Below are 24,580 nucleotides of genomic sequence, written 5' to 3'. Positions count from 1 at the left end.
CGCAGGCCCGTCATCCGACAACATTCAATTTACTTCAGCTTCGGCGTATTCACGCTGACATCGCCGCACTGCGCGCGGTGCATCAGGGCGTGGTCGATCAGCACCAGCGCCAGCATGGCTTCGGCGATCGGCGTGGCGCGGATGCCCACGCAGGGGTCGTGGCGGCCGAACGTTTCCACCATCACGGGATTGCCCTCTTTATCGATCGAGCGGCGCGGCGTGCGGATCGACGACGTCGGCTTGATGGCGATCGACACACTGATGTCCTGTCCCGTCGAGATACCGCCCAGTACGCCGCCGGCGTTATTGCCGATAAAGCCTTCCGGCGTCAGTTCGTCGCCGTGCTCGGAACCCTTTTGCGCCACCGAATCGAAGCCGGCGCCGATTTCCACGCCCTTGACGGCATTGATGCCCATCATGGCATAGGCGATGTCGGCGTCGAGCTTGTCGTAGATGGGCTGGCCCAGGCCGACCGGCACGTTTTGCGCGATCACGTCGATGCGCGCGCCGATGGAATCGCCGTCGCGCCGCAACTGGTCCATCGCCGCCTCCATGCGCGCGATCAGGTCCGCGTCGCCGCTGGCGGCAAAGAACGGGTTCGCATGCACGTGCTCCCACGACTGGAACGGCACGGGAATATCGCCCAGCTGGCTCATGCAGCCCTTGAACGTGGTGCCGTACTGCTGCAGCAGCCATTTCTTGGCAATCGCCGCCGCGCCCACGACAGGTGCCGTCAGGCGCGCCGACGAGCGCCCGCCCCCGCGCGGATCGCGCACGCCGTATTTATGCCAGTAGGTGTAGTCGGCGTGGCCGGGGCGGAAGCTTTCCGCGATATTGCCGTAGTCCTTGCTGCGCTGGTCTTCATTGCGGATCAGCAGCGCGATGGGCGTACCCGTCGTCACGCCCTGGTACACGCCGGAGAGGATTTCCACGGTATCCGATTCCTGGCGCTGCGTCACGTGGCGCGAAGTGCCCGGCTTGCGGCGGTCCAGCTCGGGCTGGATATCGGCTTCCGACAGGATCAGGCCCGGCGGACAGCCATCGATCACGCAGCCGATGGCCGGACCGTGCGATTCGCCGAAAGTGGTAACAGTAAACAGCTTGCCAAAAGAATTGCCGGACATAGTAGGAAGTGGTGAGGACTGGAAAACTCAATTCTACCAGCCTGCGGGGCATGCCATGCCGCTAATGCCAGGCCACTGCTCGATATTTACCCGCCACCCACCCTCCCGCCGCGCCTTTCGCCCCGCCCCAAACCGCCATTTTAAAATCCCGCGTTATTTTTTCGCATAAAAAATACCAAATAAGCGTCGCAATCATGCAATGCAAGAAATATTGCCCTACAGAATAGACTTAAAAAAACATTTTGCTTATTAAATAGCTATATACTTGGATCAGAGCGCGGCACACAATACTGAACGCCAACCCAGATTTAGGCTGCGCCGAGAGCACGTCACAAAATGCCCAGGGCCAGGCGTCGTTGCCGAAGACAGTACGCAAGTACGGCGAGGCAACGCAACGATAGTTGAGTGCTGTTTTTCGTTGTTCCAGAGTGCATCAGAAATGCCCAGGGCTAGGCGTACTGCCGAAGACAGTACGCGAGTACGGCGAGGCAGTACAACAACGCCATGGACATTTCTGATGTGCTCACGTTCCGTATTGAGTCATCCTGGAGAAGCTATACATGCCCGCACCGATCATCCCCCTTGACGCCAACAAGGACGATCACGACGACCTGGTATTCCTCGATGAGCAACCAGCGGCGTCGCTGGCCGTCGCACAGCGCAGCGTCTGGCGGGTGATGATCATCGACGACGATGAAGACGTCCACTCCACCACCACATTCGCCCTGGGCAATCTGGAAATGCAGCACCGCCCGCTGGAATTCGTGCATGCGTATTCGGCCGGCCAGGCGCGCGAACTGCTCAAGCATGAAGACGACATCGCCGTCATCCTGCTCGACGTGGTCATGGAACAGGATGACGCGGGCCTGCACCTGGTGCGCTACATCCGCGAAACGCTGAAAATGACGGACGTGCGCATCATCCTGCGCACCGGCCAGCCCGGCTATGCGCCGGAAATCGACGCCATCCGCGATTTCGACATCAACGACTACAAGACCAAGTCCGAACTGACGCGCATCAAGCTGTTTACCACGGTGACGGCGGCCATCCGCTCGTACGAGCAGATCCGTTCAATCAACAGCAGCCGGCGCGGCCTGGACCGTATCGTCCACGCCAGCACGCAGCTGATGGCGCTGCATGGCGTACAGAATTTCTCGGCCGGCGTGCTGGCGCAGATCGCCGACCTGCTGGGCACCCGGGCCGACGGCGTGCTGTGCGTGCAGGACTTGCAGGACAATGGCAGCAAGGAGCTGCTCGTTTCGGCCTGCACGGGCAGCTTTTCCAGCCTGCCGCACAGCGCCCTGTGCGGCCTGCAAAACCCGCGCGTGATGGCCGCCATCGAGCACACGCTGGCGCAGCGGCGCAATGTCTACGCGCACGACTACGCCACGCTGTACTTCGCGGGCAAGGCCGGCCGCGACGCGGCCGCCTACCTCATGCTGCCACGCCCCCTTTCCGCCATCGATGAAAGCCTGCTGGAAGTATTCTGCAGCAACGTCGCCGTGGGCCTGGACAACGTCGAGCTGGTATCGCACCTGCACAACGCCGCCTTCTACGACCAGTTGTCGAAGCTGCCGAACCGCACGCGCCTGGTGGAAATTCTCGACGCCACCCTGGCCGGCCCCGCGCGCGACGACGCCACGTTGTCGCTGGTCGACCTCGACCACTTTGCCGAAACCAACGACGCGCTGGGACACCAGTTCGGCGATACGCTGCTGATCGCCGTGGCGGGCCGCTTGCAAACCCAGCTGGGGCCGCAGCTGACGGTGGCGCGCCTGGGCGGCGATATCTTTTGCGTGCTGGGCGACTCGTCCCAAGTCAACCCAGGCAATATCCTGGCCCTGTTCCAGCCGCCGTTCTGCATCGATGGCCAGGACGTGCAGCTGTCAGCCACCCTGGGCCTGGTGCGCCTGGGCGAACATGCGGGCACAGGCGCCGATGCACTGAAGGATGCCGACATCGCGCTGAAACGGGCCAAAAGCCAGCAGCGCGCCGGGCACTTCTATTTCTCGCGCAGCATGGGCATCGAAATCCGCGAACGGGTGCGCATGATGCACGCGCTGCGCACGGCTTTCAGCCAGGACCAGCTGTTTGTCGTGTACCAGCCGCAAATCGACCTGACCACGCGCCGGCCCGTGGGCGCCGAAGCGCTGCTGCGCTGGCAGACGCCGGACGGCAAGTTCATCTCGCCCGACCGCTTCATCCCGATCGCCGAGTATTCGGGCATCATCATCGACCTGGGCGAATGGGTGCTGCGCACGGCGTGCCGCGAACTGGTGCTGCTGCGCGAGCAGGGCCACCGCAACTTCGTCATGTCCGTCAACGTGTCGCAAGTGCAGTTCCGCCACCCGCTGTTCCTGGAAATGCTGCGCGCGGCGCTGGAAGAAACGCAGGCGCCGCCCGAATTCATCGAGCTGGAAATCACGGAATCGATGGCCATGGAAGAGCCGGACTTATTGATCAAGATGCTGTGGCAGATCAAGCAGACGGGCGTGAGCATCGCCATTGACGACTTCGGCACGGGCTTTTCCTCGCTGTCCTATTTGCAGCGCCTGCAGGTCGACCGCCTGAAGATCGACCGCGCCTTCGTCACCGAGATCACAGGATCGGCGCGCGGCAGCAGCATCGCCGAAATGGTCATCCAGCTGGGCCGCAACCTGGGCCTGGCCGTGATCGCCGAAGGCGTGGAAGACGAGCGGCAAGCGCAAATCTTGCAGGCGCTGGGCTGCCCGATGGCGCAAGGCTTTCTGTTCGCCCGCCCCATGACGGCTACGGCTCTGGGCACCTGGCTGAACAACGAAGCGCTGCAGGGCGCGGCATAGGTTGCACCTTGGATCGCGAATGCAAAACGCCGGCAATCGCCGGCGTTGTTTTTACTGCATGAGTGAAGCTTAGTCGGTGGTTTCGGCCGGCCAGTCGCGAATGTACGCTTTCAGCATCTGGTTTTCAAAGCTTTGCGCTTCGAGCACGGCGCGCGCCACGTCGTAGAAGGAGATGACGCCCAGCAAGGTCTTGGCATTCATGACGGGCAGGTAGCGCGCGTGCTTTTCCAGCATGATGCGGCGCACTTCGTTGACTTCCGTATCCGGGGTCACGGTGATCGGGTGGTCATCCATGTGCTTGCGCACGGTGCCGCCGCCGATCTGGCCCGCGTTTTCATGCAAGGCGTTCAACACTTCACGGAAGGTCAGCATGCCGACCAGGTCGCCAAATTCCATGACCACCAGCGAACCGATGTCTTTTTCAGCCATGGTATTGGCCGCGTCAAGCAGGGGCTGGTCAGGCGTGACCGTGTAGAGGATATTGCCCTTGACTTGGAGAATTTCAGATACTTTCATATTGGCCGTCCTGTCCGCGTGATTGGTATTTTAGTTATTCTAAGCCCTTACTGCGACTGTAGCCTATGCCTGCGGAAAAATCCAGCCTTGCGCGCAATCAAATCGAGGGGGATTGCGCGCAACTTTTCATCAGCCCCGGCGGCGGAACCACCCGGCAATCGAGAGGCGCTCGCGCGCCGTCGGCAACACTTCGTGCAGCATCTCGCCCGACATGAACATGGCCATGCGGCCCGCCTGCGGCAAGATATCCACCTGAGCGCCATCCTGCGGGTGCAAACGCAGCGCGCCGCCATGCTCGGGCAGCCAGTCGTCGTTCAGGTACAGCACGACGGACACGGTGCGCTTGTCGTCGTCGCGGAAACGGTCCAGATGGGCCCGGTAAAAGGCGCCCGGCGCATACAGGGCGAAATGGCTTTCATACTCTTCCAGCCCCAGGAACAGCTCACGGTTGAGCACGAGGCGCAGCGCTTCCATGTGTGCCAGGTAGCGGTCGCACGCGCTTGACCTGCCCGTTTCCAGCCATTCGATATGGTCGCCCCGGATGTCCGGCTGCAGCAGCGGCGCATGGCCGCTGCCCACGCCGGCCCCCTTCATCTTGCCGCTGAGCATGGATTGCACGCATTCGGCGGCCAGCTGGCGGCTCAGTTCAGGGGAGATGAAATGCTCTTGCATGAGCCAGCCTGCCTGGCAGAGGCCGTCGACGATAGAGGGTCCGGGTACGGCAAGGGAGCCGTCGAACGATATTGCGGGCATAAAATCTTTCCTGGTGGACATGCATGAGAGTGCGCCTGAAGCCCAGGATTTCGTTCGCTTGCAACTGCTTCCCTGCGGCGCGGCGCACGCGCACAGCTAAGACAGCCCGAATATCGCTGATACGATATCGTACCACCGCCGCACCGCGCCGGTCACTTTTTTTACACTTCAGGTTACACGCGAGCTGAGCCTGACCGTCCGCCAGCACGGCCCCATGCGCCCTGCACAGGAGCCCTTTTGCTCAGCTGCAAATCAGGTTACGATCTTGCCACTATAAAACTTGGCGGAGACACCATGAGCGGCCCGAAATACCCCGGTTTCGATACCTTATCCCTGCATGCGGGCGCCGCGCCCGACCCGGCCACGGGCGCGCGCGCCACGCCCATCCATTTCACGTCCTCGTTTGCCTTCAAGAGTTCGGACCATGCGGCCTCGCTGTTCAATATGGAGCGGGCCGGCCACGTCTATTCTCGCATTTCGAATCCCACCAACGCCGTGCTGGAAGAGCGCATCGCCGCCCTCGAAGGGGGCGTGGCCGGCATCGCCACGGCCAGCGGCCAGGCCGCCATGCACCTGGGTTTATGTACCATCGCCGGCGCCGGCTCGCACATCGTGGCCTCGCGCGCCCTGTACGGCGGCTCGCACAACCTGCTCGCCTACACATTAAAACGCTTCGGCATCGAGACGACCTTCGTCGACCCGTGCGACGTGGATGCCTGGCGCGCCGCCATCCGCCCGAATACCAAAGTGCTGTTCGCGGAAACCCTGGGCAATCCCGGCCTCGACGTGCTCGATATCCCGACCATTGCCGCCCTGGCCCACGAGCAGCACTTGCCGCTGATGCTCGATTCGACGTTCACCACGCCGTATTTGCTGCGCCCCTTCGAGCATGGCGCCGACCTGGTGTTCCACTCGGCCACCAAGTTTTTATGCGGGCACGGTACGGCCATCGGCGGCTTGCTGGTCGACGGCGGCACCTTCGACTGGCAGGCGGCGTACGACAAGACAGGCCGTTTCGCCGAATTGTGCGAACCATATGACGGCTTTCACGGCATGGTCTTCGCCGAGGAATCGACGGTGGCGCCGTTCGCCCTGCGCGCGCGGCGCGAAGGCTTGCGCGACTTCGGCGCCGTCATGAGCCCGCACAACGCCTTCGCCATCCTGCAGGGCATCGAAACCCTGGGCTTGCGCATGGACCGCCACGTGGCCAACACGCGCAAGGTCATCGATTTCCTGCTGGCCAATCCGGCCGTGGAATCCGTGTCCTACCCGGAACTGCCGTCGCATCCCGATTACGAGCTGGCGAAAACCCTGCTGCCGAAGGGCGCGGGCGGCGTCTTCACCTTCCGCCTGCGCGGCGACCGCGCGGCGGGCCAGTGCTTTGTCGACAGCCTGAAGATCTTTTCGCACCTGGCCAACGTGGGCGACGCCAAGTCGCTTGTCATCCACCCCGCCTCCACCACGCACTTCCGCGTGCCCGACGATCAACTGGCGCAGGCGGGCATCACGCAGGGCACCATGCGCCTGTCGGTGGGCCTGGAAGACGCCGACGATTTGATCGAAGACCTGGCCCGTGGCCTGAAACTGTCGCAGAAAGGCGCCTGACATGCAGCTCACCATCGACAACACCACGGCCTACTGCTACACGGGCGGCAAACCATTCAAGCCGCACCAGCCCACGGCCGTCTTCATCCACGGCGCGCAAAACGACCATTCCGTGTGGGCCCTGCAGACGCGTTATTTTGCGCACCACGGCTGGAACGTGCTGGCCGTCGACTTGCCGGGCCACGGCCGCAGCGGCGGCGCGGCGAAAACCAAGGTCGAGGAACTGGCGCGCTGGATCCTCGCCGTGCTGGACGCCGCCGGCGCACCCAGGGCCATGCTGATCGGCCACAGCATGGGATCATTGATCGCGCTGGAAGCGGCATTCCTGGCGCCGGATCGCGTCAGCCACCTGGCCATGCTCGGCTCCACCTACCCGATGAAAGTCTCGCCGGCGCTGCTGGAAACGTCGCTCAACGATGAACAGGCGGCCATCGACATGGTCAATATCTGGTCGCACTCGTCGATCGCGCAAAAGCCGTCGTTCCCGGGCCCCGGCTTCTACGCCATGGGCGGCGCGCGGCGCTTGAAACAGCGCATCGCCGCCCTCAACCCCGATCACGTGTTTCACACGGATTTTTATGCCTGCAATGCCTACGCGAACGGCGAAATCGCCGCCGCTTCGGTACACTGCCCCACTTTATTCATTGTCGGCGCGCGCGACATGATGACGCCGCCCAAATCGACCCGCTTGCTGACGTCTGCCATCGCGCATGGCAAGGTGGTGCAGGTCGACAGCGGGCACGAATTGATGGCCGAGCAGCCCGACGCCGTGCTCGATGCGCTGTTTGCGTTTGCCCAAACGGCAGCGGCATGAACGCTTTTTTTAGGATAGATGCACATGTTGTTGAATACCCTGCACGATGAATTGACTGGCCGCGGCAGCGGCACGGAAGCGGAGCGGCACGAACGCTATAAATGGCTGGAGCAGCTGCGTTTCAATAACCCGCAAGCGGAAGAAGGCGGCCCGATGGCCGGCATTCCGTACTACCAATGGTGCCGGCTGCCGCAAGCGCTGGTCGTCGCGGGCCAGCACACGGACCTGCTGGTCGGCACCACGAGCGCCCTGTACCTGGTCTTCGAGGGCCGCCACGCGGCAGCCTTCGCGGCGGAACTGGGCCTGCAATACGACGCCAACAACCGCATCGACCGCCCCGGCAGCCTCGACGAGTTGCTCGAGGCCTATGAAGAGCAGGCCGACGGCAGCTGGGCCATCCTGCCGAATGAAACGCCAGCGCCTCCGCTGGCGGGCTGGGACGACGTGTACTTCCGCGTGCGCGACCTGAGCGACGGCAAGGCCATCCAGAGCGTGACCACCATCGCCTACGAAAGCAGCCGCTTCCCCGGCTACACCCTGCTGGGCACGACCATGGTGGGCGTCGGCGCTATCGCCCACGACGACGAGACGGCGACATATCTGCAACAGATCTTCGCCGACTGGGCCATCCAGCGCGATTGCGCGGCCGCTTGCCCGCCTTCGTCCGCGCCCTGGCCCCACGTGCCGCGTCAGGCGCCGCCCCTGCCTTCCGGCACCCCGTTCGATTTTGCGCGCAACCTGGCCTATCTTGACACCCTGCTGGCCGCCTACGAACGCGCGCAGGGGCAGGCGGAAATCGATGGCGGCGATAGCGCCTACTGGGCATGCGCCGCCGCCAGCACGGCTTACCAGGCATTCTCGCTGCGCTACACGGCAGGCCTGCCCTTGCCGGCAGTGGAAACGGCGCTGGAAGCGGCCATTGCCGCCTGCGAAACGGCGCGCGCGGCCCTGGCCGCCGCCTACGATGACGATGCCCTGCCCGCCTTTGATTTCGAACAATTGACGGATTACGCGCGTACCCTGCAATTGCTGGGCGCCGCCCTGCTGTTCGGCCGCCACGACCTGGCCGCCCGCCTGGCCGCCCTGCAGACGGCCTTCGACGGCGAAGACGGCGTGTACGAAGCGCTGCTGGCGACCATCGACCCGACGCGACCCGCCGTCGACGAATGGTATTTCGCCGAGCCCTATTCGGCCCTTTTCGAGTGCCTGGACGCGGACGATCCCGCGCAACAGCTGGAACACCTGCGGCACTACCTGGCCAGCTGGCATGGCGCGCTGGTGCACGAAGACTGGTTCAATGGCCATTTGCGCGCGCACGGCCTGGGCGGCTACTACGGCCTGTGGGCCTTCGAGGCGGCCGCCGTGGCCAAACACCTTGGCCTGGAGCGCAGCGCGCTGGCCCACTGGGTGATGCCGCCCACGCCCTGAATGCCCCGTTTACTTTTAGATAAATATCAATGATCAATACCGCAGCCCTGTTCAGCACCGCCTTCTTGCCCGGCCAGGCCGGTTTCGACACCGAGACGATCACGGGCCTGGCTGAATGGCGGCTGGACGTACCCGTGCTGTTCAAGCTGCTCATCGGCGCCGGCACGCAAGCCGTCGCCTGGCCCATCTACGGCGATGGCGAAGACTGCCCCTGCGTGCTGGCCGCGCCGATGGCGCAGGCGCAGGCCAGCTGGCAAGCATTATCAACGCTGATGGACCGGCCGCGCGACGCGGCCGCCATCGTCGCGCGCAGCGCCATCAGCAGCCTGCTGGCCAGCGGCCAGGCGTGGCTGATCCTCGATTGCGTGCAGCTGATCGCGCACGATATCGGCACGCCGGAATACGCGGCCGCGCTCGAGGCCCTGCGCGCCGAGGCGCATGCCCTGCACTCTGCCCTGCTGCGCGGCGACCGCGACGCGCTGGCGCCGCTGCTGGCCGCTGGTTCCGCATCGCCCGCCACCGGCTACTGGTCGGCGTCCGCCAGCGCGCAACTGGCCGATGTCGAGGAGCTCGATGCGGAAGATGTACCGTTCCTGCAAGGCCTGGAAGTGGCGGGATGGGAAGAGGACGCGCTGTGCTATGCAGTCAGCGCCGCCGCTGAACCGGACGTCACCGGCCTGGTCACGCCCTATGGCCGCTGGATCGTGCCGCTGTCGCAGCGCTATGTCGACCTGGGCGTTTACTACGCGGACGATGGCTGGATCACCTTTGCCACGGCGGACGCCTCCGATGCACACGGCGTGCTGGACCTCAACGGCACGGTGGTGCTGCCGCCATCCCCCGGCGCCCTGTACGTCATCAGCCCCCATCTGGTACAGAGAATCGCGCCGGACGGCGCCAGCAGCCTGCTGCGCCTGCCCGACGGCGCGCTGCTGATGGACGGGGTGGACAACATCTGCCAGCGCGACGATGGCTTGATCGACATCGAACGCCAGACGGGCGATGACGACGAGCGCAATGTGCACGGCGTGGTCGACACCACGGGCAAGGTGGTGGTGCCGGCCTCCTACAGCTCCGTGCAGGATTTCGGCACGAAGAAAAAAATCGCCATCGTCAGCCAGCGCATCGCCGGGCGCTTCCTGTTTGGCCTGGTCAATAGCCAGGGCGAGCTGCTGGCGCCATGCCAGTACGAAGCAATCGATAGCACCACCACGTCGTCGCCGCCCAAGCTGCACAAGAATCTGATTTTCGCCATCGATGCGCAAGGCCTGGCGTGCATGCTGACCCTGGACGGAAAACAGGCTTTTACGCCGCGGTATCCGCCCGCCCACCATCTGCGCGGCGTGGCCGTGCAAAGCGACTTTTTATATGTGGTCAACGATGGCATGGCCTGGAGCATGGATTTCACGGGCCAGCTGCTGGAGCAGTTCGACACCGTGGAGAACTTCAAGGCGGCCATCACGGCGCAATTGAGCGAGTCCATCGGCCTGGGCAAGAAAAAGCCCGCCAAGCGCCGCAGCTTCACGCCGGCGCAGATCCTGGTCAAGGCCGACCGCGAGCAGTTGCGCGCGCTGGCCACGCTGCTCTTGCTGGGCGATGCGGCACTGGCCGCACGCTGCGTGGACATCACCCTGGAAGAACTGGCGGATGACGACCCGGAAGAGGAATACGAAGGCGAGACGCCCGAAGCGGCGTGTTTCTTCCTGCTCTGGTCCACGGCCGCCGATGCGCTGGGCCACGGCACCACCCTGGACTGGAAATCGGTCGATGAAGTGCCACGCATCGCCCGGCACATCGACCTGCCCGCGCTGCGCGATTTTTCGTGGGCGCAGCGCGAGGATGGCGACGCGATGGCCGAAGGCCTGGCCGCCATCGCCACCCACCTGGCGCCGCATCAGCTGCGCCTGGTGAACCTGCACGACGGCGAAGACACGTATTATCTGGGCGTGGTGCGCGCGCAGGATGCGGCCGCGTTCAGCAAGGTGGCGCTGCAGGCGGCCCTGCGGCCCGTGCTGCTGTGACGGCTTGCCGGCCCGTCTGCTGATATCGCACCCGGCCGGCAACATGGAGCGCCGTTGCTGGCCGGGTGCATCTTTACTTGACGGAACGATCGAACAGCGCCTTGTCAAAACGCAGGGTAATGACTTCGGTATCGTCCGGCTTGCCTGGCTTGCGGCCGTCTTCACCGGGGTAGTTCGTGTCAATTGCCACGACTAGCGTGTGGGCATCGAGGACTTCAACGCTCTCCACCGAGTCGAAAGGCATGCTGAACTTACCCACAGGCATATTGCTCGCCTGCCCGCCGATGCCTTTGGGGTCGGAGATATTCAGCAAGTCCACCAGCAGCGTTTTCTTGAGGGCGCCATCAGCATCTTTCTCCTTCAGGTCGACCAGGTACAGGCGCTTGATCACGGCCTTGGCGCCCCAGAAGCCATCGCGCTCGATGAGCACGAACTTGCTGCCGCCGACATTGGTCATGTCGCCGATCACGACGCCATTATCCTTGGCCGCGCCATCCTTGCGGTACACGAGGTTCTTGCCCGTATAGCGCATGGCGGCGGGGTCGAACTCGAAGATGTTCAGGTAGCGTTCATCCGCGGCAACGGGCCGCAGCGACGGGTCGCTTGGCGCCGCTTCCGGCACCGCGTAGAGCAGGCTGCGGTCGGCGTTATAGGCCAGGCTTTCGAAACCGCGGCTGCCTGACAGGGTGATGCTGGCGCCCTTGCCCAGCACTTCCGGATTGGCCGGGCTGCGCAGGAAGGGATGGGGAACGGGATCGCCCATGAGCGTGCCGTTTTTGTCGAAGTGCAGGATATACGGGCCGAACTCCTCGCCCACGAACCAGGTGCCATCGGCGGCGCGCGCGAGCGATTCAATGTCGAAGTCAAAACCGGTCAGCAGGCGGCCCGCGCGAATGCGCGCATCGACGGCGATACCGCTGTCGGAAAAGACCAGCCCGCCGGAGGTGTTGCTTGGGTAGTTGACATAGTCGGCCGTGATTTTCAGGTCGATGCCCTTGCCGTCGTTTAAGAAACCCCTGGCGTCGTTGAAGGCGAGGAAACTGTTGATCTTGATGCTGCCCGGCGTCTTGCTGGCGTCTGCGTCCGTGCGGAAGTTGATGCTGGCGTTATACAGGCCGAGCACGAAATCGGCCGAATTGCCCTTGGCGCCGTAGCCATTGTCGGCCATGGCAGTCCAGCTGCCGTCGTCATTCCTCAGCAGAGCGGAGAAGCCCGGAATCGGCACGCCATTGGCAAACGGCGGGCTGACGCCAAGCGCCGCGGCCGTGAACTGTCCGGAAACCGGCGCCGGCCAGCGCGCCGTGTCAGGCAACGCTGCCCAGCCGACCAGCTGGTGCGGCAGCCCTTCCCCCTCCTTGGGCACCGCGTCGGGAGCCGCAGAGGAACTGCCGCCGCAGGCGGCCAGCATGCCGCTCACCATCACGATGGCCAAGCCGCGGCACAAATTCAAACCGCTCAAATGACAACGCATATTTGCTTCCTCTACAAGATGAATGGAGAGGAAAGCTTACCGGCCTTCGGTGACCAGTTTATGACATGCGTACCTAGCGCGCGCGGCGGATGCCGGCAGGAAGCGCACCGCCGGGCCCGTCAATTGCAGCGCACTTCCCCGAAATGCTGCGCCAGGCTCAGGCCCAGTCCCTGCTCCACGGCGTTTTCCACCTGCGCCGCCAGCGCGGCTGCCTCTTCCGCCGCCTTGATGTCGCGCTCGTTGGTGGAACCGGCCGGATAGCCGGAGTTCACGCGCATGCCGCCGAAGACGAACAGGCGGTAGACGTCGGCCAGGCTGATGCGGTTGACGTTGCCCAGCAAGACCCAGTGGTCGGAACTGTCGGCCACGCGCTTGCCCCACTGTACCCGCACGGCGCCATCCACGTTGACTCGTCCCACCCAGCCCTGCTGCACCATCTTGTCAAGCAGGGTTTCCATCTCTTCGAAGCCCAGGCGCGTGCTGCGGCGGATCTCGGCCGCGCCCACGAGGGCCGAATCGGCGCAGTGGCACGCCTGGTGCAGCACTTTCAGGATGGCGACGGCGTCGACGAATTCGCTGCCCGGTGCCGCCTCGTACCACCATCGCTCGTATTTCACGACGGGCAAGGCGGCCACCAGCAAGGCGCCCACCAGGGTGATCATCCAGCTCAGGTATATCCACACGAGGAACAGCGGCAAGGCGGCCAGTGCGCCATAAATGCGCGAATAGGTGGGGAATTCCTGGATGAATTCGCCGAAGCCGCGCTTGGCCACCTCGAACGCCAGCGCCGCCAGCAAGCCGCCCCAGGCCGCGTCGCGCCAGTCCACGTCGCGGTTCGGCACGGCGATGTACAGCAAGGTAAACGCCAGCATGGTCAGGCCGATCGACACCAGCGTGTAAAACACGGCGCCGATGAACGGCACGGCGCCCACCACGCCGCTGGTGGCCATGAAGAGGCGCGACGTCACCGTCAGCGACACGCCCACCAGCAGCGGCCCGAGAGTCACGATGGCCCAGTAGACGAGCAAACGCTTGGTCCAGCGGCGCTCCTGGCGCACGCGCCAGATGCGGTTGAAGACGCGCTCGATCAAGCCCATCATGCCCACCGAGGTGACGATCAGGGCGCCCGCGCCGATGGCCGACAATCGCGTCGCCTTCGATGCGAACGTCGTCAGGTAGTCGAGGATGGTGTTCGAAATCCCCTTAGGCATCACGCTTTGCACGAAATAGTCTTCCAGCGCGTGGCGGAAGGTATTAAACAGGGGGAAAGTGGTGAAGATGGCCAGGGCCAGCGTGAGCAGGGGCACGAGCGCGAACACGGTGGCGAACGTCAGGCTGCCGGCCACTTGCGGCAGGCTTTCCTCGCGCACGCGGCGGCGCGCGAACTGCAGCAGGTCGCGCGCTTCTGACCACGTCAGGCCGCGCACGACGTCCAGCCCCATACTCAGGGTGCGCCACAGGTATTGGAAGAACGGGAATATATATTTTGAAAACATGTGCAAAATCAGAACGGCGCCATGACAGCAGTCGTATCAGGCTGTAAAGCGCCCTATAATACCAATGATGAAGCCAACCAATCTGATTATTCTCGTATTGTTTTATTCACGCCATGGCGCCACGCGCCAGTTGGCCGAGCTGATAGCCCAGGGAGTGGAAAGCGTGCCTGGCTGCGATGCGCGCCTGCGCACCGTGCCCGCCGTCTCCACCGTAACGGAAGCGACGGCGCCCGAGGTGCCGCTGGACGGCGCGCCCTACGTGGAACTGGACGACTTGCAGGAATGCGCGGGCCTGGCCCTGGGCTCGCCCACGCGCTTCGGCAACATGGCCGCCGCCATGAAGTACTTCTGGGATGGCACGGCCAGCGACTGGCTGGCCGGCAGCCTGTCCGGCAAGCCCGCCTGCGTGTTCACGTCCACGGGCAGTCTGCACGGCGGCCAGGAATCGACCCTGCTGTCGATGATGATTCCCCTCTTCCACCACGGCATGCTGGTCATGGGCTTGCCCTACACGCATCCGGAACTGATGACGACGTCCACGGGCGGCTCGCCGTATGGCGCCACGCACTGGTCGGGCATAGACGGCGACAAGGCCTTGAGCGACGATGAAAAACGCCTGGCCGTCGCCCTGGGCCGGCGCCTGGCGGAAAACGCCGCGAAACTGGCAGGCGCATGATGCACGGCACACTGCACAAGTATTTTCACTGGGGCGCCATCGCCAGCCTCGTCACCCTGATCGTCTGGTGTCTGCTGTGGGAAACCGTCGTCGCGCCGCTGCAGCCGGGCGGCTCCTGGGTCGTGCTGAAGGCGGCTCCCCTGCTCATTCCCCTGTACGGCGTCATCAAGCGCGACGTCTACACCCTGCAATGGTCGTCGATGGTGATCCTGCTGTACTTTACGGAAGGCGTGGTACGCGGCTACAGCGACACGAACCCCACCTCGGCCCTGATGGCCTGGGGCGAGGCGGCCATCGTCTGCGTCTATTTTGTCTGCGCCGTGCTGTATCTGCGCCCGTATAAAAAGGCGGCCAAGCGCATGGCCAAGGAACTGCTGGAAAAAGTGAATAAAGTGAGCATCAAAAAATGATCGAACAGCCAGTGCATGACCAAGCCGACTTCCTCGCCGCCTGCCGCGACCTGCTGGGCGACAGCTACGTTCTCACCCGCGATGCCGACACGGCGCCCTTCCTCACCGACTGGCGCGACCGTTTTACGGGCAAGGCCCTGGCCGTGCTGCGCCCCGCCACCGTGGAGCAGGTGGCCGCAATCCTGCGCGCCTGCGCGCAATGGCAGGTGCCCGTCGTGCCGCAGGGCGGCAATACGGGCCTGGTGCTGGGCAGCATTCCCGATGCCGCCGGCACGGCCGTCGTGCTGTCGCTGGCGCGCCTGAACAGCATCCGCGCGCTCGACCCCGTCAACCGCACGATCACGGTCGATGCCGGCTGCATCCTGCAAACCATCCAGGAAGCGGCCAGTGCCGCCGGCTGTCTGTTCCCCCTGTCGCTGGCGGCCGAAGGCAGCTGCACCATCGGGGGGAATCTGGCGACGAACGCGGGCGGCACGGCAGTACTGCGCTACGGGAACACGCGCGAGCTGTGCCTGGGCCTGGAAGTAGTCACGCCGCAGGGCGAGATCTGGAGCGGCTTGCGCGGCCTGCGCAAGGACAATACCGGCTACGATTTGCGCGACCTGTACATCGGCGCCGAAGGCACCCTGGGCGTGATCACGGGCGCGGTCATGAAACTGTACCCGCAGCCGAAGGCCTGCATCACGGCGCTGGCCGCCATGCCCTCGCCCGCCCACGCCCTGCGCTTGTTAAGCCTGATGCAGGACCATTGCGGCGCCAGCCTGACGGGTTTTGAACTGATGTCGCAGTACTGTCTGCAACTGGTGGCGGAGCAGTTCCCGCAGCTGCCGCGGCCTTTCGCTGACGCGCATGGGCAGTCGCATGGGCAATACGTGTTGCTGGAACTGTCCAGCTGCCAGTCCGAGGCGCACGCCGTGGAATTGCTCGAAGCGAGCATCGGCGCGGCCCTGGAAGACGAGTTGATCGAAGACGCCGTCGTCGCCAGTTCCGTGGCGCAGTCCGAAGGCCTGTGGCAGCTGCGCGAACATATTCCGCTGGCGCAGGCGCAGGCGGGCAAGAACATCAAACACGATATCTCGCTGCCCATTTCCCGCATCGCCGACTTCATCGCCGTCACGGATGCGGCCCTTGCGTCAGCCTTCCCCGGCTGCCAGCTCGTGTGCTTCGGCCACCTGGGCGACGGCAACCTGCATTACAACGTGGCGCCGCCAGCCGGCATGACGGACCGGGATTTCCTGGCCAACCAGGATGCCATCAACCGCATCGTGCACGACCAGGTCCACGGCTTTGGCGGCTCGATATCGGCCGAACACGGCATCGGCGCACTGAAAAAGGCGGATCTGGCGCACTACAAGTCGCCGCTGGAACTGCAGCTGATGCGCGCAGTGAAGCAGGCGCTGGACCCGCAGAACATCATGAATCCGGGGAAGATACTGTGAAGCCATCGTCCCTCCTGCTCTGCGCCATGGCCTTGCTGGCCGGTTCCGCCAGCGCGCAGGACGTCTACAAATGCGTGCAGGATGGCCAGACCAGCTATAGCGCCACGCCCTGCACGGGCGGGCAGCTGCAGATCCTGGAAGTTCCCTCGCCTCCGCCCGCCGTCGACAAGGGCGCGGCCACACGTCAGGAACGGGTAGCCAGCCAGATGGAAGCGGCGCGCAAGAAGCGCGAAAACCTGGAAGACCAGGCGCGCGAACGGGCCGCCAAACAGAAGGAAATGCACGAGAAGCATTGCGCCCAGCTACGGCTGGAACAAAAATGGGCGGCGCAGGACGCCGTCGGCGCGGGTGATAAAACCCGCAATGCGGCGCAACTGAAAGCGCGGCGCGCCGGCGAGCGCCTGGCCGTTGAATGTCTGAATTGAGTGCGCCGGCAGCCAATCCCGCAGGTATGCGCCTGTTGTCGCGCTGGCTGCTGCTGGGCGAATGGCGCGCGCATCCCGTGCGTGCCTTCGTCGCCATCCTCGCCATCGCCATCGGCGTGTCGCTGGGCTTTGCCATCCATTTGATCAACGCGGCCGCCTTCAATGAATTTTCCACGGCCGTCAAAAGCCTGTCCGGTCAGGCCGACGTGCAGGTGGCCGGGCGCGAAGCGCTGTTCGACGAAGCCGTCTACCCGTGGCTGGCGCAGCGCGACGGCGTGGCCGTTGCCTCGCCCGTACTGGAACTGCAAGCCGGCGTGAGTGGCAAGAAGGACGGCGGCCCGCTGCACATCCTGGCGCTCGACGTGTTCCGCGCCGGCTTCATCTCGCCCGACCTGATCGGCGCGCCGGCCGAAGGCCAGCCTTTCGACACCCTGGCCGACGACGCCCTCTTTTTATCGCCTGCCGCCTTGCGCTGGCTCGACGTCGCCGAAGGCGGCCAGGTCGCGCTGCAATCGGGCACGGGCACGGTGTCCCTGCGCGTGGCCGGTTCGCTGCAGCGCGCGCGCGCCGGCCAGCGCATCGCCGTGATGGATATCGGTGCGGCGCAATGGCGCTTCAACAAGCTGGGCAAGCTGTCGCGCATCGACCTGAAACTGCGCCAGGGCGTCAACCGCGACGCCTTCCAGGCCGCGCTGAGCAGCGCGCTGGAAACGCAGTACCCGGGGCGTTTCCAGGTAGGCCAGCCAAATGATGAAAACCAGAATAGCCGCAACAATAACCTGAGCCGCGCCTACCGCGTCAACCTGACGGTGCTGGCCCTGGTCGCCCTGTTTACCGGGGCGTTCCTCGTGTTTTCCACGCAAGCCCTGTCCGTCATCCGCCGCCGCGGCCAGTTCGCGCTGCTGCGCGTACTGGGCATGGAGCGGGGAACCTTGCTGCGCCAGGTGCTGCTGGAAGGCGCCAGCCTCGGTATCGTCGGCGCCGCGCTGGGCATCGCCGGCGGCTATGCCATGGCCGCCGTGGCCCTGCGCTTTTTCGGCGGCGACCTGGGTGCCGGCTATTTCGCGGGCGTGCAGCCGCAGGTGCAATTCACGCCCGTCGCCGCCTTCGTGTATTTTGCCCTCGGCCTCGGTGTGGCCTTGCTGGGCTGCGCGGCGCCCGCGCTGGAAGCGGCGCGCGCGGCCCCCGCCATCGCCTTGAAATCGGGCAGCGAGGAAGTCGTGACGACGCGCCTGGCCAAGACCTGGCCAGCGCTGGCGTGTCTGCTGCTGGCCGGCGCCCTGACCTTGCTGCCGCCCGTGTTCGAACTGCCCCTGTTCGGCTACCTGTCCATCGCCCTGCTGCTGATCGGCGCCATCGCCCTGATGCCGCAGCTGGCGGCCGTCGTCTTCCGCGCCCTGCAAGCCGCATGGCTGCGCACGGAAACGAGCAAGCATGCGCCCGTGCGCAGCCTGACCGTGGCCCGCCTGGCGAACGCCTCGGGCCAGGCCGGCATCGCGCTCGGTGGCGTGCTGTCGAGCTTTAGCCTGATGGTGGCGATGGCGATCATGGTGTCGAGTTTCCGCGTTTCCGTCGATGACTGGCTGCTGCAGATCCTGCCGGCCAACGTGTACACGCGCCCGGCGGCCAGCGGCGGCACGGCGGGCCTGAACCCGCGCGAACAGGCGAGCATCACCGCCCTGCCCGGCGTGGCCAGGGTGGATTTCCAACGCCTGCGCTCGCTGTCGCTGGCGCCGGACCGCCCGAATGTCATGCTGCTGGCGCGCCCCATCAACTTGCGGGACCCTGGCAAGAGCATGGTACTGGTGGGCGACACCCTGCCCGTGCCGGCAGGCAGCCGGCCCGTGTGGCTGTCCGAAGCGGCGGCCGACCTGTACAACGTCAAGCCTGGCCGGCAGATCGCGCTGCCGCTGGCGGGCGGCCTGCACAAGTTCTTCGTCGCCGGCATCTGGCGCGACTATGCGCGCTCGTCCGGCGCCATCCAGATGCCGCTCGATGACTACCGCGCCCTGACGGGCGATATGGACGTCAGCGACGCGGCCCTGTGGCTGGCCAAAAACACCACGGGCGAGCAGTTGCAGCAGCGCCTGAAAGCCCTGCCTTTCGGCGCCAGCCTCGAAGTGTCGAACCCGTCGGCCATCCGCGCCCTGAGCCTGCAGATATTTGACCGCAGCTTCGCCGTCACGTATTTATTGGAAGCCATCGCCATCGTCATCGGCCTGTTCGGCGTGGCCGCCACGTTCTCGGCCCAGACCCTGGCGCGCGCGCGCGAATTCGGCATGCTGCGCCACGTGGGCGTGACGCGCGGCCAGATTCTGTCCATCCTGGCGCTCGAGGGCGGCGCGCTGACGGCACTGGGCATCGCCACCGGTTTTGTGTTGGGCCTGTTGATCAGCTTTGTGCTGGTCTTCATCGTCAATCCGCAATCGTTCCACTGGACCATGCAGCTGCACCTGCCGTGGCCCCTGATCGCCACCGTGGCCGGCGCCCTGCTGACGGCCGCCGCCCTCACCGCCCTCATCGCGGGGCGCCAGGCGCTGTCCGCTGGCCCCATCCGCGCCGTCAGGGAGGACTGGTAATGCGCCGTTTGACTTGTTTATTGTTGTTTTGCAGCGCCGCCGCCATCGCCGCGCCGCCCGCGTTCGCCCCCGTCACGCCGCTGCCGGCCGGCCAGACCCTGCGCATGCCGCACGATTTCGGCGCCCACCCCGCGTATAAAACGGAATGGTGGTACGCCACCGGATGGGTAAAAACCAGCGGCGGCGAGCAGCTGGGCTACCAGGTGACCTTCTTTCGCAGCGCCACGGCCGCCGACGCGGACAACCCCAGCGCCTTCGCGCCGAAACAGCTGATCATCGGCCATGCGGCCCTGTCCGACCCGAAAGTGGGCAAGCTGCTGCACGACGAGAAAAGCGCGCGCGAAGGCTTCGGCCTGGCCTACGCCAGGGTGGGCGACACGGACATCAAGCTCGACGACTGGCGCATGCAGCGCCAGAACGACGGCAGCTACAAGGTCAGCCTGGCCGCGCGCGACTTCAGCTTGCAGCTGACCCTGGCCCCTACCCAGCCCGTGCTGCTGCAAGGCGTTGGCGGCTACTCGCGCAAGGGCGCGCGGCCCGCGCAATCGAGTTATTACTACAGCGAGCCGCAGCTGCATACCACGGGCACGATCGCCCGCGCGGGCGGCAAGCCGGAAGCGGTGACAGGCGCCACCTGGCTCGATCACGAGTGGTCGAGCCAGGTGCTCGATGCGGACGCCAGCGGCTGGAACTGGATAGGCGCCAACCTCGCTGACGGCGGCGCCCTGATGGCCTTCCAGATCCGCAGCAAGACAGGTGCTAAACTATGGGCGCACGCGACATGGCGCGACGCGTCCGGTAAGATGATGCAGTACGCGCCCGGCGACGTCGATTTCACGCCCACGCAGCTGTGGCGCTCGCCCCGCACGCAGGCAGAATACCCGGTCGCCACCGAGATCCGCACGGGTGCCACGCGCTGGCAGATCAAGCCCTTGCAGGCCGACCAGGAGCTCGATTCGCGCCGCTCGACGGGGGCCGTGTACTGGGAAGGCGCCGTGACGGTGGAGCGCGACGGCCAGCCGGTCGGCCGCGCCTACCTGGAAATGACGGGCTATGTCCAGCCGATGAAGTTGTAAGCAATGCATAAAATGCCGGGGTCAGACCCATCGGGTCTGACCCCGGACAAGCAAAAAAGTAAATCAAAGCGAAAAACAATGACAACCAGCACAGAAACAGGCAGCACCAGCAAAGCAACCGCCGCAACCGCCGCAAGTACCGCACCGACTCCCGACACCGGCAGCAGCCGCGAACTGAAAAAAGGCAGCCTGGCCGCCTTCAAGGGCTTGATGCCCTTTCTGACGCCGTACCGCAAGCAGTTCTTCCTGGCCGGTATCGCGCTGGTGGTGGCCGCCGCCTCGACCCTGGCCATTCCAGCCGCCTTCAAGCAGATGATCGACCTCGGTTTCGGCGGCGCGGCCGGCTCGAAAAGCATCCAGCACGTCGACCTGGTCTTCCTCGCCCTGTTCGGCGTGGCGTCCATCCTGGCGCTGGCCACGGCGGCGCGCTTTTACACGGTGTCGTGGCTGGGCGAGCGCGTCACGGCCGACATCCGCAGCGCCGTGTACCGCCACGTCGTCACGCAAAGCCCGGAATTCTTTGAGACCACGCAGACGGGCGAAGTCCTGTCGCGCATCACCACCGACACGACCTTGATCCAGGCCGTCGTCGGCACCAGCATCTCGATGGCGCTGCGCAATGTGCTGCTGTTCCTGGGCGGCCTGGTGATGCTGTTCGTCACCAGCGCCAAGCTGGCCGGCATCATCATCGGCCTCTTGATTCTCGTCGTCGTGCCCATCATCGTGTTTGGCCGCAAGGTGCGCAAGCTGTCGCGCGATTCGCAGGACCGCATCGCCGACGCGTCGGCCATGGCCGGCGAAATCCTCAACGCCATGCCCACCGTGCAGGCGTTTACGCACGAGAAAATCGAATCGAAACGCTTTGGCGACTCCGTCGAAGGCGCCTTCATGACGGCCATGCGCCGCATCCGCGCCCGCGCCCTCTTGACCATGATCGCAATTTTGCTGGTCTTCGGCACCATCGTGTTCGTCCTGTGGCTGGGCGCGCGCGCCGTGCTGGAAGGCGCGATGACGGGCGGCGACCTGGGCCAGTTCATCCTGTACGCTTCCATCGTGGCCGGCGCCATCGGCGCCCTGTCCGAAGTCATGGGCGAAGCGCAGCGCGCCGCCGGTGCCACCGAGCGCCTGCTGGAACTGATGGCCGTCAAATCGGAAATCGAGTCGCCTGCCACGCCGCTGCCGCTGCCGGCGCGCGCCGCGAACGGCGCTTCGCTGTCGCTGGACGACGTCATGTTCTCGTATCCGTCGCGTCCCGATACGCACGCCCTGAACCACGTCAGCCTCGACATCCGCGCCGGCGAAACGGTGGCCGTCGTTGGCCCGTCGGGCGCCGGCAAGACCACGCTGTTCCAGCTGTTCCTGCGCTTCTATGACCCGCAAAGCGGCAGCATCCGCCTCGACGGCGTCGACATCAAGCAGCTCGATCTGCACACCCTGCGCGACGCCATCGGCATCGTGCCGCAGGATACGGTGATCTTCTCGGCCGACGCCATGGAAAACATCCGCTATGGCCGCGCCGGCGCCAGCGACGACGACGTCATCGCCGCCGCGAAGATGGCGGCCGCCCACGAATTCATCGAACGCCTGCCGAACGGCTACAAATCCTTCCTCGGCGAACGGGGCGTGCGCCTGTCCGGCGGCCAGCGCCAGCGCATCGCCATCGCCCGCGCCCTGCTGAAAAACCCGCCGCTGCTGCTGCTCGACGAAGCGACCAGCGCGCTCGACGCGGAATCGGAACGCCTGGTGCAAAAGGCGCTGGAGGCGGCCATGGTGGGCCGCACCACCGTCATCATCGCGCACCGCCTGGCCACCGTGCAGCGGGCCGACCGCATCATCGTCATGGAAGACGGCAGGATCGTCGAGACGGGCACGCATGCGTCGCTGGTCGCCCTTGGCGGCATCTACGCGAATCTCGCCGCACTGCAATTTCATCACGTACAGCTCAATCCAGCGGAATAATCATGAACGCACTTTTCCACGCCAACCTGGGCATCACCGATTTCTGGACCTTTTTACTGGGGACCATCTTCATCGTCATCCTGCCCGGCCCCAATTCCATGTACGTGCTGTCGGTCGCCGCCCAGCGCGGCGTGCGGCCCGCCTACCAGGGCGCCTTCGGCATCTTCGCCGGCGACCTGATTCTGATGGTGCTGTCGGCCTGCGGCGTCGCTTCGCTGCTGAAAGCCAGCCCGGCCCTGTTCTATGTGGTGAAATACATCGGCGCGGCCTACCTGGGCTGGATCGGCCTGCAGATGCTGATAGGCTGCTGGCGCAAGCTGCGCGCCCCCGCGCCCGCTGAAGGCGAAGCGGCAGCCGTGCCGGCCCCCGTCAAGGAAAGCGACCCGTTCCGCAAGGCCCTGATCATCAGCCTGATGAACCCGAAAGCGATTTTGTTCTTCATCTCGTTTTTCATCCAGTTCGTCGACCCGGCCTTTGCAAAGCCCGTGCTGTCCTTCATCGGCCTGGGCCTGATCTGCCAGGTGATCAGCTTTACCTACCTGACGGCCATCATCTTTGTCGGCGCGCGGCTGGCCGAGACCTTCCGCCGCCGTCGCCGCCTGTCGGCCGGCATGGGCGGCGGCGTGGGCGCCATGTTCATCGGCTTTGGCGCGAAACTGGCCACGGCCACCCTGTAAGGAAAACACCGTGAACGAGCTTGAACTGCGCCAGCGCTGCCATACCATCCTGCCGGGCCACCGCCAGCCCACGCCAGCGGCCACCTTCGCCGCCATGGCCGCCTGGTGCGATGCCAACGATGTTGCACACGATACCTATGGCGAAGGCGCGCTGATCGAACAGTTCGAGAACAAGATCGCCGGCCTGCTCGGCTTCGAGGCGGCCGTATTCTGCATCACAGGCACCATGACGCAAGTCACGGCCCTGCGCCTGGCCTGCCAGGACCGGGGCTCGCGCCTCGTCGCGCTGCACCCGACCTCGCACATCCTGCGCCACGAGCGGGGCAACCATGAATTGCTCGATCACTTCAAGGGCTTGATGCTGGGCGACCCGCACCGCCCGTGGACGGTGGACGACCTGCGCGCCGTGCCCGATGCGCTGGGCGCCGCGCAGGTCGAACTGCCGATGCGCGAGATCGGCGGCCAGTGTCCGTCGTGGGAAGACTTGCGCCAGATCAAGCTGCACTGCAACGACCGCAACATCCACCTGCACATGGATGGCGCGCGCCTGTGGGAAGCGCAAGCGGGCTTCGACCAGCCCCTGCCCGCCATCTGCGACGGTTTTGATTCCGTCTACGTGTCGCTGTACAAGGGCATCGGCGGCCTCGGCGGCGCCATGCTGGCCGGCAGCCGCCCGTTTGTCGAGCGTGCGCGCGCGTGGTTCCACCGCCAGGGCGGCAACATCGTGCACCGCACGCCCTACGTGGTGGCCGCCGCCATGCAGTTCGACGCGCGCCTCGCCGCCATGCCCCGCTATTTTGCGCGCACGCAGTGGCTGTACGCGCTGCTGCGCGATTTTCCATCGATCGCCGTCAATCCCGCCCAGCCGCAGGCCAACATGCTGCACCTGCACCTGCCCGTATCGCGCGAGCGGGCCATCGCCATCCGCAACCAGGTGGCCGAAGACCACGGCATCTGGCTTTTCGGCCGCGCCAGCCACGCGGCCCTGCCCGGGCACAGCGTGGTGGAGTGGTATGTGGGGGATAACTTGCTGGAACTGCCGGACGACAGCGTGCGGCTGGCATTGACCCTGCTGGATCAGGCCATGCGTAACAAGGCACCATCGGCGTAGGTCGGGGTAGGTCGGGTTAGCGCATAGCGCGTAACCCGACAACACCACAGCCATCGCCAACAATACCGTCGGATTACGCGCGGCTTCGCCACGCTAATCCGACCTACACCCTACCGCGCCCAACAGCGCACCACCGCTGGGGTCTGCCCCCCAAAAAAAAGCGCCCGAAGGCGCTTTT

The 24,580-nt window shown here is 65.0% G+C and carries 19 protein-coding genes; 14 read left to right on the top strand and 5 right to left on the bottom strand.

All coding sequences use genetic code 11. From position 1 onward, the window contains the following. Positions 1-29: 29 nt before the first annotated feature. Positions 30-1,124: a chorismate synthase gene (aroC, locus tag JAB8_RS23465; protein ID WP_070224428.1), complete on the bottom strand. Its 1,095-nt coding sequence runs from the start codon at positions 1,122-1,124 to the stop codon at positions 30-32. Between the two features lie 560 nt (positions 1,125-1,684). Between aroC and JAB8_RS23460 the strand changes: the two genes are divergently transcribed. Further along, complete coding sequence (locus JAB8_RS23460) at positions 1,685-3,946, top strand: EAL domain-containing protein (protein WP_070291631.1); 2,262 nt, start codon at positions 1,685-1,687, stop codon at positions 3,944-3,946. A gap of 69 nt (positions 3,947-4,015) precedes the next feature. Here JAB8_RS23460 and JAB8_RS23455 read toward each other — a convergent pair whose 3' ends face one another. Both JAB8_RS23455 and JAB8_RS23450 read right to left on the bottom strand, forming a co-directional pair. Beyond that, complete coding sequence (locus tag JAB8_RS23455; RefSeq protein WP_010398828.1) at positions 4,016-4,462, bottom strand: CBS domain-containing protein; 447 nt, start codon at positions 4,460-4,462, stop codon at positions 4,016-4,018. 129 nt (positions 4,463-4,591) lie between these two features. Then, entirely contained in the window at positions 4,592-5,134 is a 543-nt protein-coding gene (locus JAB8_RS23450) for a 2OG-Fe(II) oxygenase (RefSeq protein ID WP_254679579.1), read from the bottom strand. 375 nt (positions 5,135-5,509) lie between these two features. On the opposite strand from JAB8_RS23450, the gene JAB8_RS23445 reads away from it, so the two are divergent. From JAB8_RS23445 to JAB8_RS23430, 4 genes are read left to right on the top strand one after another with little or no spacing between them, the layout of a single operon-like run. Then, positions 5,510-6,820, top strand: coding sequence for an O-acetylhomoserine aminocarboxypropyltransferase (locus tag JAB8_RS23445; RefSeq protein ID WP_070291629.1), 1,311 nt, complete (start codon positions 5,510-5,512; stop codon positions 6,818-6,820). A gap of 1 nt (position 6,821) precedes the next feature. Next, complete coding sequence (locus JAB8_RS23440) at positions 6,822-7,634, top strand: alpha/beta hydrolase (protein ID WP_070291628.1); 813 nt, start codon at positions 6,822-6,824, stop codon at positions 7,632-7,634. Between the two features lie 24 nt (positions 7,635-7,658). Next, entirely contained in the window at positions 7,659-9,062 is a 1,404-nt protein-coding gene (locus JAB8_RS23435; protein ID WP_139143157.1) for a PoNe immunity protein domain-containing protein, read from the top strand. 29 nt (positions 9,063-9,091) lie between these two features. Then, positions 9,092-11,083: a WG repeat-containing protein gene (locus JAB8_RS23430; protein WP_070291626.1), complete on the top strand. Its 1,992-nt coding sequence runs from the start codon at positions 9,092-9,094 to the stop codon at positions 11,081-11,083. 73 nt (positions 11,084-11,156) lie between these two features. On the opposite strand, the gene JAB8_RS23425 is transcribed toward JAB8_RS23430, so the two are convergent. Together JAB8_RS23425 and JAB8_RS23420 are read right to left on the bottom strand one after the other, a co-directional pair. Further along, the gene (locus JAB8_RS23425) at positions 11,157-12,554 is read right to left on the bottom strand and encodes an esterase-like activity of phytase family protein (protein ID WP_070291625.1); all 1,398 of its coding nucleotides are present in this window, start codon (positions 12,552-12,554) and stop codon (positions 11,157-11,159) included. A 119-nt stretch (positions 12,555-12,673) separates the two neighbouring features. Then, positions 12,674-14,050 (bottom strand): YihY family inner membrane protein, encoded by a 1,377-nt coding sequence (locus tag JAB8_RS23420; protein WP_254679578.1) that lies wholly within the window; start codon positions 14,048-14,050, stop codon positions 12,674-12,676. Between the two features lie 67 nt (positions 14,051-14,117). Between JAB8_RS23420 and wrbA the strand changes: the two genes are divergently transcribed. The 9 genes from wrbA to JAB8_RS23375 all read left to right on the top strand — a co-directional run bounded on the left by wrbA (position 14,118) and on the right by JAB8_RS23375 (position 24,402). Next, positions 14,118-14,726: an NAD(P)H:quinone oxidoreductase gene (gene wrbA, locus JAB8_RS23415; RefSeq protein WP_070224480.1), complete on the top strand. Its 609-nt coding sequence runs from the start codon at positions 14,118-14,120 to the stop codon at positions 14,724-14,726. Next, on the top strand, positions 14,726-15,136 hold the full coding sequence (locus JAB8_RS23410; protein ID WP_070224481.1) for a DUF2069 domain-containing protein: 411 nt from the start codon (positions 14,726-14,728) through the stop codon (positions 15,134-15,136). The genes wrbA and JAB8_RS23410 overlap by 1 nt, the downstream gene beginning before the upstream one ends. Next, positions 15,133-16,575 carry an FAD-binding oxidoreductase gene (locus JAB8_RS23405; RefSeq protein ID WP_070291624.1) on the top strand — a complete coding sequence of 481 codons (1,443 nt, stop codon included), beginning with the start codon at positions 15,133-15,135 and terminating at the stop codon, positions 16,573-16,575. Before JAB8_RS23410 ends, JAB8_RS23405 begins: the two co-directional genes overlap by 4 nt. Continuing rightward, complete coding sequence (locus JAB8_RS23400; protein WP_083287885.1) at positions 16,572-17,000, top strand: DUF4124 domain-containing protein; 429 nt, start codon at positions 16,572-16,574, stop codon at positions 16,998-17,000. Before JAB8_RS23405 ends, JAB8_RS23400 begins: the two co-directional genes overlap by 4 nt. Continuing rightward, on the top strand, positions 16,988-19,579 hold the full coding sequence (locus tag JAB8_RS23395) for an FtsX-like permease family protein (protein WP_070291623.1): 2,592 nt from the start codon (positions 16,988-16,990) through the stop codon (positions 19,577-19,579). The genes JAB8_RS23400 and JAB8_RS23395 overlap by 13 nt, the downstream gene beginning before the upstream one ends. Beyond that, a complete protein-coding gene (locus tag JAB8_RS23390) occupies positions 19,579-20,655 on the top strand; it encodes a carotenoid 1,2-hydratase (protein WP_070291622.1) in 1,077 nt (358 codons plus the stop codon). Before JAB8_RS23395 ends, JAB8_RS23390 begins: the two co-directional genes overlap by 1 nt. A gap of 78 nt (positions 20,656-20,733) precedes the next feature. Then, positions 20,734-22,614, top strand: coding sequence for an ABC transporter transmembrane domain-containing protein (locus JAB8_RS23385; RefSeq protein WP_070291621.1), 1,881 nt, complete (start codon positions 20,734-20,736; stop codon positions 22,612-22,614). Positions 22,615-22,616: 2 nt separating this feature from the next. After that, complete coding sequence (leuE, locus tag JAB8_RS23380; protein WP_070291620.1) at positions 22,617-23,291, top strand: leucine efflux protein LeuE; 675 nt, start codon at positions 22,617-22,619, stop codon at positions 23,289-23,291. Between the two features lie 10 nt (positions 23,292-23,301). Continuing rightward, complete coding sequence (locus JAB8_RS23375) at positions 23,302-24,402, top strand: beta-eliminating lyase-related protein (protein WP_070291619.1); 1,101 nt, start codon at positions 23,302-23,304, stop codon at positions 24,400-24,402. The last annotated feature ends 178 nt before the right edge of the window (positions 24,403-24,580 follow it).

Source organism: Janthinobacterium sp. HH106 (assembly GCF_001758725.1).
GTDB lineage: Bacteria > Pseudomonadota > Gammaproteobacteria > Burkholderiales > Burkholderiaceae_D > Janthinobacterium.
The sequence above is the reverse complement of the archived record's forward strand: the minus strand, read 5'-3'. Positions and strand labels throughout refer to the sequence as shown.